General features: G+C 49.1%; 11 protein-coding genes. 7 read left to right on the forward strand and 4 right to left on the reverse strand.

The window, feature by feature from the left end:
- The first annotated feature begins 4 nt into the window (after positions 1-4).
- From ST42_RS10075 to ST42_RS10105, 7 genes are all read left to right on the forward strand, one after another.
- Positions 5-385, forward strand: a complete 381-nt coding sequence (locus ST42_RS10075; RefSeq protein ID WP_042518480.1) for a hypothetical protein — start codon at positions 5-7, stop codon at positions 383-385.
- 53 nt (positions 386-438) lie between these two features.
- The gene (locus ST42_RS10080) at positions 439-630 is read left to right on the forward strand and encodes a hypothetical protein (protein WP_042518478.1); all 192 of its coding nucleotides are present in this window, start codon (positions 439-441) and stop codon (positions 628-630) included.
- Between the two features lie 206 nt (positions 631-836).
- Entirely contained in the window at positions 837-1,007 is a 171-nt protein-coding gene (locus ST42_RS13890) for a hypothetical protein (RefSeq protein ID WP_156132484.1), read from the forward strand.
- Positions 1,008-1,020: 13 nt separating this feature from the next.
- Positions 1,021-2,700, forward strand: coding sequence for a DUF4062 domain-containing protein (locus ST42_RS10090; RefSeq protein ID WP_042518474.1), 1,680 nt, complete (start codon positions 1,021-1,023; stop codon positions 2,698-2,700).
- Between the two features lie 411 nt (positions 2,701-3,111).
- Positions 3,112-4,152 carry a tetratricopeptide repeat protein gene (locus tag ST42_RS10095; RefSeq protein WP_156132483.1) on the forward strand — a complete coding sequence of 347 codons (1,041 nt, stop codon included), beginning with the start codon at positions 3,112-3,114 and terminating at the stop codon, positions 4,150-4,152.
- A gap of 249 nt (positions 4,153-4,401) precedes the next feature.
- Entirely contained in the window at positions 4,402-4,902 is a 501-nt protein-coding gene (locus ST42_RS10100) for a hypothetical protein (RefSeq protein WP_042518469.1), read from the forward strand.
- 63 nt (positions 4,903-4,965) lie between these two features.
- Positions 4,966-5,220, forward strand: a complete 255-nt coding sequence (locus tag ST42_RS10105; RefSeq protein WP_042518467.1) for a MarR family transcriptional regulator — start codon at positions 4,966-4,968, stop codon at positions 5,218-5,220.
- 373 nt (positions 5,221-5,593) lie between these two features.
- Here ST42_RS10105 and ST42_RS10115 read toward each other — a convergent pair whose 3' ends face one another.
- The 4 genes from ST42_RS10115 to ST42_RS14365 form a co-directional block, all read right to left on the reverse strand.
- Entirely contained in the window at positions 5,594-6,742 is a 1,149-nt protein-coding gene (locus ST42_RS10115; RefSeq protein ID WP_044073431.1) for an OmpA family protein, read from the reverse strand.
- A gap of 21 nt (positions 6,743-6,763) precedes the next feature.
- A complete protein-coding gene (locus ST42_RS10120; RefSeq protein ID WP_022316769.1) occupies positions 6,764-8,269 on the reverse strand; it encodes a hypothetical protein in 1,506 nt (501 codons plus the stop codon).
- A 21-nt stretch (positions 8,270-8,290) separates the two neighbouring features.
- On the reverse strand, positions 8,291-17,929 hold the full coding sequence (locus ST42_RS10125; protein ID WP_052488319.1) for a LamG-like jellyroll fold domain-containing protein: 9,639 nt from the start codon (positions 17,927-17,929) through the stop codon (positions 8,291-8,293).
- 288 nt (positions 17,930-18,217) lie between these two features.
- Positions 18,218-19,357 (reverse strand): AraC family transcriptional regulator, encoded by a 1,140-nt coding sequence (locus ST42_RS14365; protein ID WP_044073433.1) that lies wholly within the window; start codon positions 19,355-19,357, stop codon positions 18,218-18,220.
- Positions 19,358-19,689 lie beyond the last annotated feature (332 nt).

The raw sequence follows: 19,689 nt of genomic DNA on the forward strand, positions 1-19,689 counted from the left end.
GATTATGTACAGTTTAGAAGATGTCAACAAATGTCGGGATGTTATAATACGCATCCTCAGAGGTACGCAAAGAGAAGGAATAGAAAACGTTCTTGCCTACATGGACGAGAACGGATTCTATTCCGCTGCTGCTTCATGTAAGTTTCATAACAACTTCTATGGCGGGCTTGCAAAACACTCTCTGGAGGTCTTTTGGGAAGCGGACGAGTTATGGCTCAAGTTAGAAAATAATGACGAGAAAATCATCCAAGAAAGCATAAAGATTACAGTCTTTCTTCATGACATCTGTAAGATAGATGCATATCCGTGTGAATTGGGCCATAATCCGTATTTTACCATAAAGTCAATATCAAATACCATGGGAAGAAGTCGATTGACATTCTGACATCTCTCGGATTGAAACTTAACGAGTGCGAAAGAGAAGCAATCCGATGGCACATGGGAAGATTCACAGATGCATGCAATCTGAATGAGAATGAAGCCACGTTCCACTATGTCAAAATTGCCATTGACAACCCATTGGCAGGTATAATCATGGCAGCAGACTCAAATGCATCTGCCCAGGCACTGGGAAAAAAGAGAAGGTATGACACTTACGACGACTTTGTTCGCAATATACAAAATGAATAAAACAGATTAAGGATATGAACAACTTTTAAATAGCATTTTTTACTCTAATGTTATTGCTCGTAACTATAGCAGCAAATGCTGAGACGCGATACCGTGCATACTGCGAAATGATATATAGTGCAATTACGCAACAAACCATTATCATTATCGAAGGCGAATCACGCAACATCAAAGATAAGAATGGACTACCATTGAAATTTAAGACAATGGAGATGGCTCTAAACTACCTTAGTAAGAAAGGCTGGCACGTAGAACCTGTGGAATTGCCGTCTGCTGCAGCAAACAAAGCACAAAGCGGCAGCAAGTCAACAACAACAATCTTACTCCTGAGCCGCGATAATTCCAGCGAAGAAGAAATCAAGAACATGTTCAAGTAAAGCCATGACTTCTATGAAGACAGATCTCATAGACAACCGTCAGATACGCATATTCATATCGTCCACGTTCCGCGATATGCAAGACGAACGCAACCAATTGATGAGGTTCACGTTTCCTAAGCTGCGCGACCTTGCCGCAAAGCGTGACGTTACCCTGACAGAGGTCGACCTACGTTGGGGCATCACCGATGAAGATTCAAAATCCGGAAAAGTTGTAGATATCTGTTTGCGTGAGATTGAAAACTCAATCCCATTCTTTATTGGTATCATAGGTAATCGCTATAGATGGGTGCCTAAGAAGAAAGACCTTGACGATAATGTGACCGATCATTTCCCTTCAGTCAACGGTTATCTTGCCAATAACCTCGTTACTGAAATGGAAATGCAATTCGGAGTTCTAGAGCGTGAAGAGGACATGCACGCATGCTTCTACATTAAAGACTTCGAAGACAATCAGACTCAAGGATTAGAGAAAGAGCCTCAAGATTCTCTACAGAAGCTCGAACAACTCAAGCAAGCCGTAAAGGAGAGCAGATACCCGTCGGCTACATATAGTTCAATTGAGGACTTATCACGGCAAGTAGAAGAGGCTTTCATCAGATTGCTAGACCAATTATTTCCTAAAGGTAATCTTAGCGAGTTTGAAAAAGAGCAAATTGGTCAGCGTTCCTTCCTAAATCAGTTATGCCAGAACTACATCTGCGATGAAATGAACTTCCAGATACTAGACGAATGGTCTGACGATTGGAATGCCTCGCAAATGGTTGTTTCCGGCGCAAGCGGATTAGGCAAATCCGCACTCATAGCAAACTGGCTTAAGAAGACTTTGGCAAACGAAAAACATGAATACAACATCGTTTACCACTTTGTTGGCAATGGAGGCAGCAAAAGTTCCTGCGAAAACATTGCAAAATATTTATGCGAAGGTATTAGGATCTGTTATAACTGGCATGCAAGTGAAAACAAAAATGATATTCAAGAATTAAAGGCGCTATTCGAAAGGATTGGTGATGATTCAAGTAAACCTCTTCTGATTGTATTAGATGGTATCAACCAAATCATAGATGCCGATAATGCAAAACTTCTAAACTGGCTCCCAACCCCATCAAATAATATCAAGTTACTCTTCTCAACATTAGAAGAAGACTTGACATACACTGTCTTTAAGAACCGTAACTACCAGATTCACACATTACAAGCACTTAGCATTGGCCAAAGGGAGAAACTTGTCGTATCTTACCTTCACGATGTATATGCTAAGTCCCTTACCCCAGAAAGGGTTTCTCGTATTGTAAATGACACGCAATGTGCTAACACGTTAGTCTTACGTACCCTCTTGGACGAACTGGTAACATTCGGCATTCACGAAAAGTTGGACGAGAAAATAGATTTCTACCTGTCTCATGATTCTGTAGAGGATTTCTACCAATCATTCTTAATGTCATATGAAGAAGACTTTGGTAAGGAGTTTGTTACAGATTTACTTAGTATCATAGCCCTTAGCAAAAACGGACTTACTGAGACAGAAATACTTGGTATATTAAACTATGGCGTTAGCAACGAAGAAGTAAAGGTAACGCCATTGCTTTGGTCACGTTTCTATTGTTCGTTCCTTCGGAATTTTGTTTCACGCAATGGAGTCATTTCATATTCACACCAGTATATCAACAACGCTGTTACGTTCAGATATTAAAAAAAAGACAATGAAAGTCGTCTTAGACGGCAAATCGTCGATTATTGTTATAATGCAAAATCTAGCAGAATATATTCTGAAGCAGCCCATCAATTATACAAACTTGAGAAATGGCAGGAATTATACAAGGCAATATGCTATCTGAACGTCTTCTACGAACTGTATAACAGTGACAAGACAGCTCTGACTAACTACTGGGTAGGGTTGCTTATAGCAGACAAGGAAAAGTTCACGCCTATCATATACATAAGCGAGTCCACCAAAGTTGTTCCTAAACGTTTTTTAGCAACACTATTAAACGAACTTCTCATTTTCATTTCAAGGGATCTAAACTCCCCATTGATTGCACTGGAATGTACAACCACAGTTCTAGAAAAAATATCAACTGTCTATGGAACAAAAACAAAGGAGATGGCTGATGTCTACAATTCTCTAGGCGGCATTCTTTACGATTTGAAGCGTTATAAAGAAGCATTAGGGTACCTTGAAAAGTCCTTTGACATTAAAAAAGAATTGGGGCTCACGCAAACAGAATCAGCTGCTCTGTCATATAATAATATGGGCTATGCATATCGTAAGATTGGCGACAAGAAAAAGGCATTTGAGTTATATCGAAAAGCTGCAGAACTTCGTAAAAGTCTCTTTGGCGAGAACTCACTTCCATATGCAGATTCTTGTTTTGCTATAGGATCATTATTCATGGACAGCAGTAAGAATGATTCGGCAGAAAAACTGCTGAGAAAGTCGTTAAAGTTATACATTACACATCGAGGTGAAGTATCAAACAGAACCGCTGATTGCTATGGTAACCTTGGCATATTGTATAGTTCCATACAAGATTACAAGTCAGCCATTGAATTTCACACGAAAGCTCTAACAATCAGGAAGAAAATGTATGGCGAATTGCATCTAGATGTTGCAGGCGGCTATAGGAATATCGGTAACACATACAGTCGCAGTGGAGATTACTCAAAAGCGCTTGAAATGCTTTTTAAAGCAGTAGAAATACAAATCGCCATTCAAGGTGAGAATGCTATAAGCCTAATCAGTACATATAATAATCTAGGAGCCACATATGATTCAATGCAGGATTATCTCAATGCTATAGACTACTACCAGAAAGCGCTTGTCATTTGCGAGGCCAACTTTGGCGAAAATAGCTATACAACAGCAGAATGTTTGAATAATCTTGCTGTTACATACCTATCGATGAATGACAATCAAAAAGCTCTCGACTGTTTGCAAAAGGTTTTATCATGTTGGCAAAAACAATATCATCCCACTCATAAGAGAATAGGGTTATGTTGTATTAATATAGGTTGTGCATTGTATAAGTTGGGGCGAAAAGCCGAATCTCATGATTCATTTCAGAAAGCATACGATATTCTAAAGAGTCTTGGTGAAGATGATGAAAACGTCTTACTATGTAGGAAGTATTTAGGTTATTTTTGATTTAGTATGCTGGGATTTCCTTAAATGACTTTACAAACTCCAGAAGAATGACAGGGTTAATCGCCTTGCCATCCTTTTTCGTTGTCAGATGTAGATGGTAAGACGAATGGGACTTTATACAATAGAAGATATGATTGCAGTTGCCGGTTGAATTCGCGTCCTGTTATAAAATGTTAAAAACGTTAAATCTTCATCTTTTCTAATCTCTTCAGAAGCTTCGCCGTCTCTTTTCTACCGTTTAACACGTAAGTGACTGATATAAATGCATTTGCAAATACAATTCTTGAACTTATACATACCAAATCATACGAGACCATTGCTCATGTCATACCACAAAAGGGTGCGTATGTAGAGGTGGGCAATCGTGTACTTATTGGATTGGTGAAAGAAGACAACAGGCTGTTTCAAGCATTTATGGACGGAACTGCAACCTTGTATTATTCAGGAAAACAGTTTCCAACAACCATCGCCTTGCAAGATCTTCACTTCTTCATGCCATACATCAAAGGAAAAGGAATACGTGATGTGTATGAGATTGTCAAGGTGCGGACTATCACGGGCAAAGAGGCAAAACAAACGGATGAAGATGATGTCGACAGCAAGGCTCTCCGCCTGGCTTTTGAACTTCGGTATGTTCGCAAGCAATATGCAGAATTCCAACCAATAGACACAACAAAGATGATAGTCCACACGTTTGTTGATACGACTTTCGATAAGTTGGAAGAATGTGTGATAATAGATAAATTGTAAAAAACTATATAAGAGAATGAAAAGCATCGGATAAAGCTTGAGTTTCAGGAGCAACCCGAACTTATGCAGGTAAAATTGACTCTCCATATTCAAAACGAGCCTACAAATGAGCCTGTAAATGAGCCTGTAAATGAACGGCAACAAACTATACTATCTATCATGAAGCAAAGTCCATCAATAATAAGAGAAGATTTGGCAAACAAACTGGGTATTTCGCTTGCAACGTTAAAAAGAGAACTTACTTCGTTAAGAAAGGAAGGTTACATTACACGTAACGGAAGTGATAAAAATGGGCAATGGATTGTTGTTTCAAAATAGTTGTATGTACGTGAAAAAATCTGCCATATCTTCCAGTTTCGACATAACTCGTTGTATATAAGCAAAATAAAGGCTGGCAGATAACTCGATAATCGGGTTATCTACCAGCCTATCCCCCAGCCTTAACAAGCCATCTGCCAGCCTTAACAAGCCATCTGCCAGCCTGTCAATGCGATTAACGCAGAGTGGAAACAAGATTACCGCGTAGCGAAAATATCATTACCGCGTAGCGAGAATAACATTACCGCATTGCGGAAACAGAAGTACCACGCTGCGGTAATGTGCTTGGGGCTGAAGAAATCTCCCCTTTCTCTTAAAGAAGTTCTTCCTTTTTCTGAAGAAATATCCCCTTTTTCTTTTTACTAAATACGCATCACTCGGGCAGTGCTGTTACAATCACTACGCGATTAAGATCGTTATCTTCGTATGGCTGCGCATTGCTGCCGATGCCTTGCGCCTCGATGCGCGACGGAGCGATGCCGTAACGCTCTATGAGGATATTACGCACGCTGTCGGTGCGGCGTATGGAAAGCATCAAGTTGGTGCGCGCCTTGCCTGTGGCTTTGTCGGCATAGCCGTCGAGACGGATGCGGGCAGAAGGGTTCTGCTTGAGATATTCGACGATGTTCTCAAACACTATGTCCTGCTTCTTCTCTGGCTTGGCGGAAGCGCAAGCGAAGCTGACCGAGGCGAGACGGAACGCTTTCTGTTTCTTCGCAACCGGCTTCTCCACTATGCGGTCCTTAAAGACGGGACGCTCCACTATCCGCTCCTTCACGTACACCGTGTCGACCACGGCTTCACGACGGAGCTTATGGCAGCGCTGCTTCTTGGCGCAAGGCTTTGAGGCGTTGAAGCGATAGGTCAGTCCGAGCGTTGCACCGAGCGTCGGCTCGTACTTGCGACCAGTGATGCGACCGTCGAAATGGTCGGGCATGAGAGCCGAAGCTATCTCAAGGTTTACATCCATGCACTTCAGCACGCTGTACTTGGCGGCTATAGAGAAGTTGGCTGTGAGCGAGTTGGCGTCCGCCGTGCCGCGATAGGCGAAGGTGCGGGCGTAGCCCAATCCTACAGCCGGAAGCACATCGAAGCGGCCCTCGCTGCGGAAGAGCAGACGCGAGAGGCTCACCATGAAGTCGGCATGAGCGTTGACGTAACGCAGATAATGGCGATAGGTGCCGTCGGGGCGGACCGTCACATTGTCGATAACGGGGTCGTGAGGGCCGTATATAGAGCCGTCGGTCTGCGGGTCGCGCAGATAGAGTCCTTCGGATGTGGACATGCCGTTGAGCGCATAGCCGCCAATCTGCAGGCGCAGGGCGTAAGCCGGAGTGATCCACTTGCCGACGCCGACGTGGTATGAAGGAGTGAGACGCTTGCCGAAGTGCAGCTTGCCGGCATCGCTCGAGAAGATAGTCTGCACGCCCCCGCCCGCCTCAACGAACCATCCGTTCTGCGCAGATGCCGGGAGCAGCGACATGCACCCCAGCACCATGCTTATTATAGTTTTCTTATTCATATATACAGATAGGTTTTAAGCTTATTCAACAATGAGGAAAGCAGGTCTGCTGGGCTCGCCAGCTGTGCCGTAGCTTGCGCCGCCGGCAAACGTGAAAGCCGAGACAGCCTGATAGAGATACTTGTTGCGTGCGGCATAATACTTCAGCGTAACGGGTTCCTCCGCTCCCATGCTGCCGTTTATCTCCATGCGGAAGACATACTCGCCGTTCTCCGCCTGTTCTGCCTTTGCCATGCCGCGACATTCTGCGCCCACGAATGCAGCCATCAGGTCGTCTGCCGTTGCCTGGCGCACGATGTTCTGAGGCAATGCCACACAAGCTGTCATCTTGAGCGGATGCTTGCCGGCGAGAACGAGAGGCAGGGTGAGCGGCTGCTCGGGCGAAGCCTCCACCTTGCCGTCGGCGAAGGCGAGGCATGCAGGAGCCGTGAACACGTAGCTGTTGCGATGGCTGTAATAGCGTATGTCTACAGACGCCGCCTGTGAGCTGACGCCGTTGACCACCATCTTGTATACCGGTCTGCCGTCCTGCTCGCCCACAAGTTCGCCCACGCCGGCGCACACATTGCCAATGAACGCCGCCAGCTTGTCGCCGCTCTTGTCGGCATAGCTGCCTGTAACGGCGTCAAGGGTGAGATAAGCGGTCATGCTGCCTTGCGGCACGAAGCTGAGAGTCTGCGGCTGTTCCTCAGAACCAACCACCGAACCGCGCTTGCCGATAACGAAGGACTGCTCGGAAACGAACACCTGCTTCTTCTCCGCGCTGTAATAGCGGAATATCACCTGCTCGCCCTCGGCACGTCCGAGGATGTCGTACCAGTAGAGCATATCAGCCTCGCTCTCCACGTGCTTTATGCCGCGACACTCGTCGCCCACAAACGCCTGCAGCTCGTCGCCTGCAGCTACGTTGAAGGGCAGCTTCGCCTTGTCCACCTTCACCCATACCTTGGTAGGTACGGGGAAGGGTCCCGACTGCTCGAAGTCGGGATAGGCGGGCGCGTCGGCTGTGCCGTAAATCTTGTCGACCTCATATCTGACGTCTGACGCTACGGAGACATACGTGCGCTTGGCGGCAGCACTGTAATAGCGGAACTCCACATTGCCGTTCTCGCTCGACGGCGCCTTCACGTGGATGAAGAAGAGGCGCACGCCGTCGTTCATCACCGTCTTAGCCACACCGCGACACTCGCCGCCAATGAAGGCAGCCATCTTGTCGCCGTCGGTGGCAAGCGTTTCGAGCACCGGCGAGAGACGCACTACGGCAGTCATGCTCATCGGATAGACACTCTTGTCGGGGTCGCTCCACAACGGCGCCTGATCGTTGCCGCTGAAGTCGGCTCGCCACATCGGGGCGGAAGCAGGAGTGGCAGACGCCACCTGCCATGTTGGAGTCTCGCTTACGAAGTCCTCCTCAACCACGCTCCACTGGGGAGCGGGTTGTTGCGGATAAGTCTTGTCGCCCTCTTCGGTGCATTGTGCGAAGAGTAAGCCCAATGCGGCGAGAAACGAATACTTTATATATTTCATATAGTCTTTCTTTTTAAAATATTACTTCTTGATAGCCTTCATCGAATAAACGTTGCCGTCTACGGCGATGCTGACGATATACACACCAGCCGGAACCGTGTTGCCGGCGTTCCATGTGATGTCTACATTGCCGCCTGTGTTGCAGTCGTTCCATGCCACGATACGCTTGCCGCTCATGTCGCTGACGTATACATCTGTATTGGCGTCGCGGTCGACAGTGGCACGTATCTTCAGCTGCGAGTAGAACGGCGACGGATAGATGTAGAGTCCGCCCTCGGTGCCGAGGAAGCTGATGCGCATCGGCTCGCTGAGGGTGCCCACATTGCTGTTGGCAGCATAGCTTACAGCGCTCGGTGCCTTGGCTACGACGTCGCCGTCGCGCTCTACAGTGAAGTCAACAGCCTCGGGCTTGTCGCCACCGATGGTGAGCATGAAGACGGTTCTGCCGTCGGGCAGAGCTATAGCCTCGGCATAGCCGCGCGGCTCGCCTGCTACGTAGCTCACAAGGCGGTCGCCCTGCTGCAGCTCTACGCCTTCCACCTCTACCACTGCCGTCATGTTGGCTGAGTAGGGGAAGTAAGCGTTTGTGCCGTCAGCGTTCTTGGCAGCTGCCATCGCAGCCTTAGTCTTGCGTCCTACAGAAGTCTTCGACGGATACTGCAGCTGAGCGTCGTCCTGCGACTGGCGCAGGAGCATGTATCCCTTGCCGTTCTCCATGTACGTCAGACTGCCTATCCATCCCAGATTGCCGCTGTACATAGCCATCTGCGTCTGCGACTTCACGATGTCGCCCTCCTTGGCGTCGTAGCCGGCGAGAGCCTCCTTGAGCGTGAAGTTGTCTGAAGGCAGATAAGAGATGTAGTTCCAGCGCGCTGTGCCGTCTGCCTTTGCTCCGCGTATGGTGAGCTTGTGCGAAGTGGGGTCAACCGCCGGTCCTGAGATATGCAGGCTCTGCGGCTGCGAACTGTGTACGAGATACATCTGGTCGTTGTCGATGGCGGTGAGCTGTCCCATCCATCCGTTGCGCTTTGTCCACGATGCGAAGCCGTACTGCTCGTTCTTCACCTGGTCGTCTGATGTCCACTTGCCGTCGGCAAGCAGCTTGTTAAGATCGGAGAGTTTGTCGGATGCGATGTTCGTCGATATCCACGTCCATCCCTCGTTCAGCGTGATGTTCTGCACACGATAGTCCTTCGCCGTGAAGAGCACTGGCTGCGACGGACTGCCCACTACGGCGTTATTCTCGAAGCTTATCGGCTTCTCGCTCTCGGCTATGTAGGTCTGTCCGGTGCTTGCGTCCCAGATGCGGAACTCGAGGTTGTCGCTGCTTACGTCGTTAGAGTAGACCGTGAGCATGGCGTAGTACATGTCGTTCTGCTTGTAGTAGCGGTTGTTGCATACGCCTACGCACTTTCCGCCGCTGAACGCAGCAAGCATGTCCTCGTCGTCAGAAGAGTATACCTTATTGATATACAGTTTGCCGAAGACAGACATATTATACTTGAAGTCGGCGGCGTTCACCGTCCAGTCGGGCTTCTCGCCCTCTACCTTCACCGTGAGCTGCAGAGCCTCCACCACGTTGTTGTCGCCACGCAGATAGAGCGTCTCGTCGTATGTGCCGATGTTCAGACTCGGGTCGATAGTCAGCACGATGTCCTCCGACGCTGTCGGGTCGATGGTGCCGCTTGCCGGTTCTGCCTCGAGCCATGAAGGAAGGTTCTCTACGGTGAAGTGTTCTATCGAACCGCCGTTGTTGAGCGCCTTCACCCTGATGGTCTTCTCCTCGTTGAGCTTCTTCACTACGGTGAGAGCCCGGTCGCTCCACTTCAGCTGGTTGCGGTCGATGAATGCGCTCCATGTTATCGGCGAGAGAATCTCGTTGCCGTTCTTGTCGCGCACGCCGTCCACCGTGAACTTCACGATAGTCTTCTCTATGCGCTCGTAAGGCTCCTTCAGATTGATGATGAGCGCGTCGTTGTTCACTACGAAGTCGTAGAGCAGCTTGCTCTCCGGTCCCTTTGCCTTGACGGGTGCAGAGGTCTTGGTCTCGACATCGCCGCCTACCGCAACTGCGTCAGGCACCTGCTGCGTCGGGTCAGCCTGCTGCTTCTGGTCTTTCAGAGAGAACTGCAGTTCCTTCACGCCCTGCCATTCGATGTATGTCTCAAACGGATAGTAAGCCAAGAGTCCCTTCTCAGTGCCGTCAAGACGGTTGCTGTTGCCGTTCTCCACGAGCGTTTCGCTCTTGTAGAGATTCCATACACGCACCTCGTCAATCTCGCCCTTGAAGAAGTTGTCTGCCTTCTCCTGCTGCAGGTTGTCGGCAGGAGTCCACACACGAGCGCCGAGATGTATGTAAGCCGCAGCTATGCCACCAAGGTCGGCTGCCTCGAAGTAAGTGTTCAGCTTGCCGTCCACGTATATCTGTCCGCGTCCGCTTGTACGGTTGACAGCTACAGCTACGTGGTGCCAGTCGTTGTCGGCGTAGCTACCGTCGCACGCCACACGCACACCGTTGTTGTGGAACACCAGACGGCCTTCCTCCAGATTGAGAGCGAAGAGATTGAGCGAACCGCCCATGTCCTCGCCGTCGCCGCGTCCGTTAGAGATGATGGTAGCCGTCTGCTGAGCCTCGTCGGCCTTGAACCATGTCTCGATGGTGTAGTCCATGCTGTTGTCTACGACACATGAACTGCCCGAAGAGAGCTTCAGATACTGGTCCTTACCGTTGAACGCTGCTGCGCGTCCCTCGGGGTTAGCCCATTCGCCGCCTCGCATCTCAAGGTTAGCACCGTGTGCCTTGTCGGCAAGAACGCTGCCCTTAGCTTCTGACATAGGATAGTAAGCAATGAGATTGCTTTCGGCTCCTGAGAGCATTGTCAGCGAGTTGGTCTGCAGACGTGCTGGTGTGACTACCTTGTCCCAAATACGGGCGCCGTGCATCTTGCCTGCGAAGTGTCCGCTTCCGTCTACGCTGGCTCCGAACACGTAAGCGCCCTCGCCATTGTACTCGCCCACCTCAGCTGCGCTGATAAGCTGTTCGTAGTTATAGTAAGCCGACACGTTTCCTTCATTATTATATACGAGAGCCACGTGTGCCCATGTGCCCTGCTCGTAGTCGAACGCCTTGTCGCTGACGATGGTCTTATCAGCCACCTTCACCTTCAAGCGGTTGTCGCTCGTCGTTGCAAGCTCTATCGCACTGTTGGCGTTGCCCTGGCTGAAGAGCACAGCGTCCTGAGGCTTGTCTGCAAGAGTCCACATCTCGATGGTGAGGTTCTTGCCACTCCAGTTGCGCTGGAACTCAGACACGAGTTCGTCGTTCTTTCCGTCAAGACGTACGCTTACGCTATGGTCGGTCTGTGCGCCGTTGCGTATACCTGTCACCGAGAAGTTGTTGTCGGTGAGGAGTCCGTCGGCTATAGGCTCGTTGAATGTGAGCTTCACCTCGTCGTTGACCGTCAGTACACCATTAGCTGGCTGAGCGCTACCGAATAGGCGCGGGTTATACATATCCTTGATGCCGCTGTGTACGGCAGAATAGTTGTATACCTCTTCATTGTTGATCATGCTCGTACCTACAGTGCGCAGGTCGTAACGCTGATCCTGCTGGTCGTCCATAAACCAGCGATACTTGATAGTACCGGCATCAGCAGCCTTGATCATCTCTGCATTCATACCATTCTTCACTGCCTGGTCGAAGAGAGTCTGGTCGTTGTAGTAGCTCATGAGCGTTGTCCAGTCGTTGTCGCTGCCCGACGACGGCTTGAACTGAAGCATGATGCGATGGAAGTTGTCATAGTTCACATCGAATCCGTCAATCACTACGTCCATGTAATGCTTCTGCACGCCGTTCACCTCCGCTGTTGCCAACTTGGTGTTGTATGTCCAGTTGTCGGTAGGCTTCTTCAGGTTCACGTCAGTAGCCGAGGGAGTGAAGTGTACGCTGAACGTCACGTCGTCATATATTTCATCCTGGAAGTCGGTGGGGTCACACTGACACTGCGACTGAAGCATCAGTCGGAGATTGTCGTAGTTCATCACCGAACCCTTGCGCACCTCGAGTGTCTTGGTGAGTGTTCCGCCTGCCGGTACGAGCAATGCTCTGCCGTTGCCGATCGGTGCGCCATCGATGAGCAGCTGTGCTCCGTTAGGATTGCTGGCATCGTCAATAACGAGGTTATACCAGTTGTCGTCCTGCGACTCAGAGTTGTTGCGCAGATAGAGCGTGAAGTAAGCCGACTTGCCAGAAGGAACATTATCGATGAAGTCCTTTTCAACGGTTATCTCCGGAACTTCCATCTGAACGGTAGCCTCATTGATGACGTGCTGTCCCGGTTCGTAATACTTGGTCTTGTATTCGCCCTCGAACGGACAAGACGTAGCACCGCCACGGGTCTTGAAGATGAATGTAGAGAAGGTCTGTCCCTTTTCATCCTTCATGTCCTTGTACTTGATGTACTGGTCGCCGTTCTTGTATCCTGCCTCGCGGCATACGTCTACAGAGATGTAGTCAGAGCCTTCCTCTGCGAGCACGTAGCCCTTGCAGTGGCGTGCAGTTTCCTCAGTTGAGAACTCGCCGCCGTGTTCGGTGGTAAGGCTCTCGTCTACAGTGAGCACCATACCAGTGCCATTGAGTGTCCATCCGAAGTTGTTGGTGAACTGAGCGCCAATCAAGATAGAGAAGCGTTGAGTCTCCGAGCGTCCAACCTCATACTCCTCAGAGTATTCGTAAGAAGCACCGCCCTGGAACGAATGGTTCTGCATGAGTTCTGCCTTCACCTTCTGTTCCTCGTTATTGCGAAGCTGCATCTTCCAGTTGTCAATCGACTGATTGAGGAACATGATAGTATCCTCCTTCAACGGCTGTCCTGCCGGAGTGTAGATCTTGTAACTTGGTCCGTCAATCGGGTCGGTGGCATTGGCACCCTTAAACACCTTGTCGTTGTTGCTCTTGCCGAAGTTAGGATCGTCAGCTGCCAACTTCGAAACGTATACTGGGAGTTTGGTGTTGTCAGCCATTGCCTGGAAGTCGATACCTTCAGCTGGCTGATGCAGCAACTTGTTGCGTACATCCTCAAGTTTAGGCAACAGCACCTGCTCGATGTGCACCTGCGGATAGGTGAACATAGTGCCATACTTCTGCGAAAGTCCCAGACCAGTAGTCTTCACAAGCAGATATTCACTGTTTTCGGGAGTAACATTGCTGAACAGTTCGTATTCTGAAGGATTGGCCTGATACATCTCACGTGTAGTAACGGCGATGTTTTCGGTCTTGCCTACACCGATATTGGTAGAATAGCCAACGAAGAGGTCGCCGTCGCTTCCTACATACTGCGGGTCGCTACTTGTCTCGAAGCGTGTGGTAGTGGTCATCGTCTTAGTGTCAGAGTCTGTACCACCGATTGTCTCACTGTGAGAAGCACCGAATGAGAATTCGTTCTTCACGTCGTTCTCGTTCACCACTCCGGCACCAAGACCGGTGAAGGTGATGACCTTGGCACCAACCTTTGCCTCGTTGTTCAATACTCCCTCGTTAGTGACATTTCCCTCATATGTACTTGTAGAAGTAACTGTCACACCCTTCTCAAGATAAGCATAAGAGTTGCTTCCCGGTGGGTCGCGCAGCACGAAGAGCACCTTGTCGGGTCCGTTCGTAACGAAGTCCGATCCCAGAGTCTTTGCACCAATTACGATAGCCTTAGTATTTCCCTTGCCGTCAAAGCCACCCTTCCAGTTGATTGTTGTAGAAGATGTGCTTTCGCTGTTTTCGCTGTAGGTCATATCCATAGCTGCTGAGCGCAGAGCCGAAGTCATTTCCGGGTTGTTAACCTGGAAAGTCCATTCAGCCTCACCGTTCTCGTCAGTAGTGATGTCTTCTTGCGTTCCGTACGCAATGTCGCCTCTACTGAATGACAGTTTAGCCTCAGGCGTTGGCACGATGTCCTCCTTAACGCCATCCTTACGTCTGCCGTCCTTATCCTTATATTCGTACACCTCCGCTGTGGTGATGTGATAAGTGACGTATTGTCCCTGCTCATACACCGGCACGCCGAGTGTGTAAGGCTGTGCAGCATTATCAGGATTGTAGGTCTTTACCTTTATAGTTTTTGTTTGGTCGAGGGTAGCGATGCTGAGTTCTTCCTTTCCGAAGAAGTCCTGAAGCTTACCCTTCACCTTCTCCTTCACGATGATTGACGGAGTGTAGCGCTTGATGAACTGCTGCTTCTTGTTGTAATATACAGTGTCGCTGCAATTGACATACTTGCCCTGCGTAGAGATAGAGTCGACATAAGCATTCACCTCGCTCTGCTTTGCAAACTCGTTGCTCAAGTTGAGGTCGTCGCCACTGCCCGGGATTTTGTCATGACCAGGCACTACTACATTAATCTTATACTTCTCAGGAATGAGGTCGGCATAGAACTCACCCGTTTCTGCGTCAGGATAGATAGTAATCTTGTTGCCATTGTAAGCTACGCGGTTCTGGTGCTGCTTGCTTACGTATGCGCCCTTGACGTGATTGAGTGTAGTCTCGCGAGCTTCAGTTGTCATCTTGTAATTATCGTTCGGATAGGTGAGTTCGATGCGTACGTCGTCAGCGAGGTTGTTCTTCGAGAGCGAGTGACCCACGGGGAGCGCCTCCTGCTTCGTACCACCAGCTACGCGTCCGATGTAGCGTACGGTTGTAACGTCAAAGATTACGAAGCCGCCGTCGTCGTCCTGATAGTTGCGGTCGGTGCCGTCGGTGTTGGTCAGCTTGCCGCCGTTCTCGAACGTATGGTTGGCAAGCACAGCCTTCACCTCGTGCTGTCCTACGGGCACGCTGATAGTGAACTGTCCGTGCGAGTCGGTCTTCACAATGTTGCTCTTGCCGTCCATTACGGTGACGCCATCCACGGCGAACGACACGCCCTCAACGGGCACGTTGCCACCCTTATACATCACCTTACCCGAAATGTTGAACGACGACTTATCCGTGAAGTTCACGGTGTGGCTCTGTGACTGCGAGTTGATGAGGCGCAGCTCCTTAGCCGACGCAAACTGATGTATGCCAAGAGTAGGCACAATCATATAAGTGGTTCCGTTGCCGGTGTAGGGCAGCGAACGAATCTGGTATGAACCGTCTACAGCTGTGTAGCTGCTGTAGCCGAGCTGTGCAGAAGTAGGAATGTCTTTCGAACTGATAGTAACATCCGTAGCCACACCATGGTTCATGTTGTACTTGGTGCCCTTGTACGATATGTCGTAGAAGGCGTTGTCTACCGAATAGTCGAAGGTGTAGTAAGCCTGCAGGCCGTCCTCATTACCTACGATATAGCGGTCGTAGTCGTTGGCGAGGGTGTCAGCATTGAGCGCCTTGTTCCAGATACGAACTTCGTCGATGGCTCCGGTGAAGCCTTCACCAATCACCACCTTATTGTCGTTGCCCGTAATCTGAGCCGTACGCTTGGCTTCTGCCACTGCCTTACCGTTTATATATACAATAAGGTGTGTAGCACTTGCCACGGCTGAGAGATGCACGAACTGTGCCGAAGAAGCGTAGTCCTTGAGTTTCTTCGAAGTCTTCAGTGTCTGAGAGCCTACCGTGAACTCAATATACTGGTTGTTGTATGCCAGCTTGTACATGCCCGGCTTCTCGATGATAGTACCTTCCTTGTCTGCTCGTACCCATGCCTGGAGTGTTGCAGCCTTCGTAGCGTCCTTCAAGAGCGACTCGTTGTCGACGGTAAGCTTTGACGCACCGCTGAAAACGTACGACTTGCCGGGAACGCCAGAGCCTTCGGTAGGCTCAGCTGTAACCTTTGCTCCAGCCACTGCCTGTCCGTTTTCGAATGTTACGCGGCCGTAGATGTCGCCCGTAGGTGTGCGGAAACCAACGTCAGTAAGTTCCTCGTCGCTCTCAAGCAGATTGCCAGAGCACATCACCTGTCCCTTGATACGATAGTCGTAGACAATGCCGGGAATGGCGTTCACGTCGTTATAGTAATAGTCGTTCTGAGCCTCGTTGCCCTCAGTAACGGCTATCTGCTTATAGTCTGTATCAGGAGCGCCATGCTCCTTGCGGTTGATTACGAAGCGCTCAAAGTTGCCCTTGCTGCTCCATGCCAGTTCCACGCGATCAGAATAATATCCCTTGCCGGCTGTGAACGCAACAAGATTGCCTATGCTTGTGGGCATGATTGACTCCGGAGCAGCCACCGTAGGCAGAGTGCCGTAAGCCTCGGCAGGCTTCACAGTAAGGCGGTAACGATATTCGTTGCACACCATTATCATGTCGTCAACATACTTGCCGCTGAGGAATTCTTCCTTCGACAGCTCAATGTTGTCAGTAGTATTGGTCGTAACGTTCACACGTGTAAGCACCGCTTTGGTGCCCGAACTCCAGATGTCGCCCTCAGTCTGCCAAGTGATAGTGGCAGTCTGGTCGTCTTCACTAAGCTTAGCATGTACAGAACCTGCCGTAACATTGCTGTGCTTTGCAGAAGCCGAGAGAGAGGTCTGCTTGCTGAAAGCGTTGTTCCATACATCAGAGTTGCCTGTATGCGAACGCTTAATGCTGAATTCATAATTCAGGCTCTCGCCTAAAGGTACGTCAAACTCATAGCTGTATGCTGTCTTACCAGCCATATACTTGATATTCTGTGTGGTTGTCTCCACAGCATTTGTCGTCCTATTCGTACTCTTGATTGTGAGCACCATATTGTCCTCAATGCAGTTCTGCGTCGGAGCCGCACTGAGATTCCAGTTCACCTTCGCCTTGCGCGTCACCTGATCATAGTTGGCGCTGATTTCCTTCACCTGCGGATAGGCAGGACGGGTTTTATTGGCAGAGCTTGATGTCTCGTAAATTACCTTATTGTTATAAGTCGGCTCGTAGTGCTGTATAATCTTGTATTCAGACGGATTGTCAAGATTCAGACTCTCCACTGGGATAAAGAACTCTCCACTGCTATAAAGACTCGCATCGATAGTGGAGATGTTTGGCACGGGGTCACCGTTTGAATAGCAGAGTCTGAAATGTCCCTTTTTGTCAATGGAGTTCTGCTTTGCCGTTCCGTCTTTTTTCCATGCGATGACATAGCCAGGCTTATTCCCCTTTACGCCATAATAGGCATTTGTGATTATAGTCGGCGTACAGCCGAAATGGGTGTCTACAGTTGCAGTGAAATCAACGTCCTGATCCGTCGCCGTTTTCAATTCGCGCCACCATACTCCCTTGTATTTTACAAATACGTCTGTTCCGATTCGGTCCTGTATCAGCGGAATGGTGATCTTAATGAAATAAGATACCTTGTCGCCATCTGTTTTTCTGAAACCAAGCCATTGTACGTATTTCTTGTCGATTCCCGTGACCTGATCTGAGTTAGGGTCATAGCTTGTCCACTGGTCTTTCGGACCTTTGAGATGGATGTCGTATCCAGCCACACTGACATCAAGCCAACCGTCATCACGACAGAATCCGCAATGGCCGGATCCTGCTCCACCCCACGATTGGTAAACGCGGATGTCGAGTACGATAGTGGCATTTTCCGCATCGTACCATTGACTTATCCAGCTGTCCTGCCAATCGTCATACGCCGACGCCTTCTGCACTGAGAACGCCATCAGCATCATGACACAAAGGAAGAACTGCATGAACCTTCCCGCGGACGTTCGCATGGAACGCCGCGTAGAAACAGAATTGCTTGCAACCCGCCCGTCCAAATATGGAGGATGTTGCTGTTGTCTTCTTTTTTTCATTTTCAGATGTTTTGATTATTGTATATGATTTGATTTGATCTTATCTTTATGCAATAGAGTTATAGGTACGTTTCTTTCATAGGGCAAATTTAATGTTTTTCATTAAAATTAAGTGTCTGATTCGTGTGCGTAAATGTCCAATTCATATAAAAAAGGTGTCCACTTCCTACGAAGTAGACACCTTACAGAGGGTTTCTCAGTAGTTTTTTATGAGTTTTTGGCTCTCCATTCAACAGGAGTGCATCCCTCCTTTTCCTTAAAAATCCTATAAAGATATGACCTTGAAGAGAAACCGCATTCGGCAGAAATGATGTCGTTGTTGTAGTCGGGAAACTCCTTCATCATCTTTTTGGCAGCATTGAAACGTATCTCGCTGAGCCATATACGGAACGTCGTGTTCTGGCATTTGCTGAAGAATTGGCTCAGTTCGTTTTTGTTGATGTCCAGCGAATGTGACAATGTAAGCATATTGACCGAACTGTCCTTATAGCCCATGTCTGCACACCACTTGTCGAGCGCCGCCTGGATGAAGGCGCTGCGTTCGGCTGAGAGGCGCTGCGCGGACTGCTCACAGTCAGCCGCCGACTGCGAGGCGCAGTTCTCTGCCGTCGTCTGTTCGTCGTCGTCGGTTTCGCCGTTGCCTCTTTCCCTATCCAGCAGCTCCTCGGTAGGTACGTAACAGTTGCCGAACGCCACAAAGTTCACGATGAAGAAAAGCAGTACGAGGAGACCGACCGGACCTATTATGTACAACGACTTGGTGGAGAGGATGGCGAACGGCATGGATATGGCTATGAGGGAAAGCATCGCGATGCTCGCGTGGGCATATCTTATAAAAGGCAGCATATCCGTGGCTGTCATCGTCTCAAGGAGTTTCTTCCGCTTGTTCATCTCTATTATTATCATGTATATGCAGTAGACAATATTGCCAAAAAAGAGAGCAAGCATCACGTAAAGCCATGCGCCAATGTTCAGGGAGCCGCTAAAGCTGTAGCCCACAGCGAAGGCGGCAAGCATGGCGGCGTATACGGCGGCGCAGATAAGGTTCATCTTACGGCGCTTGGTGTGGGTAGCCTCAATGTTGTAGATAGCCATCGAGAAAAGCGTGAAGCAAGGCAGGTAGACCAGCACATTGATGACGGCTCCCACATCTTCGTCCGTGGCGCGGAAGCCGAAGTACATCTGCAGGAAGAAGTGTACCGCCATAAAAAGCAGGGCTGCGAATATCATCCAGCGCGACCACTCATACCGCCGGTTTATCCATCTCACGTGAAGACGCGTGACGGCAATGAAGAATGCGCAGATAAACATGAATATCAGACATGCAAACTGTAACAAATATAACATAACTCTTCTGGTATATATTAATCGTATCTTTCTCTGCGGATGCGCATCCGCTTATGTTAAGATACGCAAAGTTAAGCAAAAAACGGAAAAACATAAAGAATAAAGAAAAGAAGTTGAGCGTTTTTCTTGCGAAAGAACCGCAACAATGCTGTTCCCGTGGCGTGGTAACGTTGTTACCGTTGCGCGGTAACGATGTTACAGCACCGCGGTAATGACGTTACACCACCGCGGTAATGATGTTACACCACCTGCAAATCAGCACTGCTCTTAGCGCTAAGCATAGGAGGAGGGGGTGTGTCTACACACTCTCCTTTTGTTTTTATATACATAGC

The sequence above is a fragment of the Prevotella pectinovora genome (assembly GCF_000834015.1).
GTDB classification, from domain to species: Bacteria; Bacteroidota; Bacteroidia; order Bacteroidales; family Bacteroidaceae; genus Prevotella; species Prevotella pectinovora.

Coding starts and splice junctions, on each gene's coding strand:
- ST42_RS10120 (WP_022316769.1), bottom strand. CDS start 8,269: ATGAAATATATAAAGTATTCGTTTCTCGCCGCATTGGGCTTACTCTTC.
- ST42_RS10115 (WP_044073431.1), bottom strand. CDS start 6,742: ATGAATAAGAAAACTATAATAAGCATGGTGCTGGGGTGCATGTCGCTG.
- ST42_RS13890 (WP_156132484.1), top strand. CDS start 837: ATGGAGATGGCTCTAAACTACCTTAGTAAGAAAGGCTGGCACGTAGAA.
- ST42_RS10105 (WP_042518467.1), top strand. CDS start 4,966: ATGCAGGTAAAATTGACTCTCCATATTCAAAACGAGCCTACAAATGAG.
- ST42_RS14365 (WP_044073433.1), bottom strand. CDS start 19,357: ATGTTATATTTGTTACAGTTTGCATGTCTGATATTCATGTTTATCTGC.
- ST42_RS10090 (WP_042518474.1), top strand. CDS start 1,021: ATGAAGACAGATCTCATAGACAACCGTCAGATACGCATATTCATATCG.
- ST42_RS10095 (WP_156132483.1), top strand. CDS start 3,112: ATGGCTGATGTCTACAATTCTCTAGGCGGCATTCTTTACGATTTGAAG.
- ST42_RS10080 (WP_042518478.1), top strand. CDS start 439: ATGGGAAGATTCACAGATGCATGCAATCTGAATGAGAATGAAGCCACG.
- ST42_RS10075 (WP_042518480.1), top strand. CDS start 5: ATGTACAGTTTAGAAGATGTCAACAAATGTCGGGATGTTATAATACGC.
- ST42_RS10125 (WP_052488319.1), bottom strand. CDS start 17,929: ATGCGAACGTCCGCGGGAAGGTTCATGCAGTTCTTCCTTTGTGTCATG.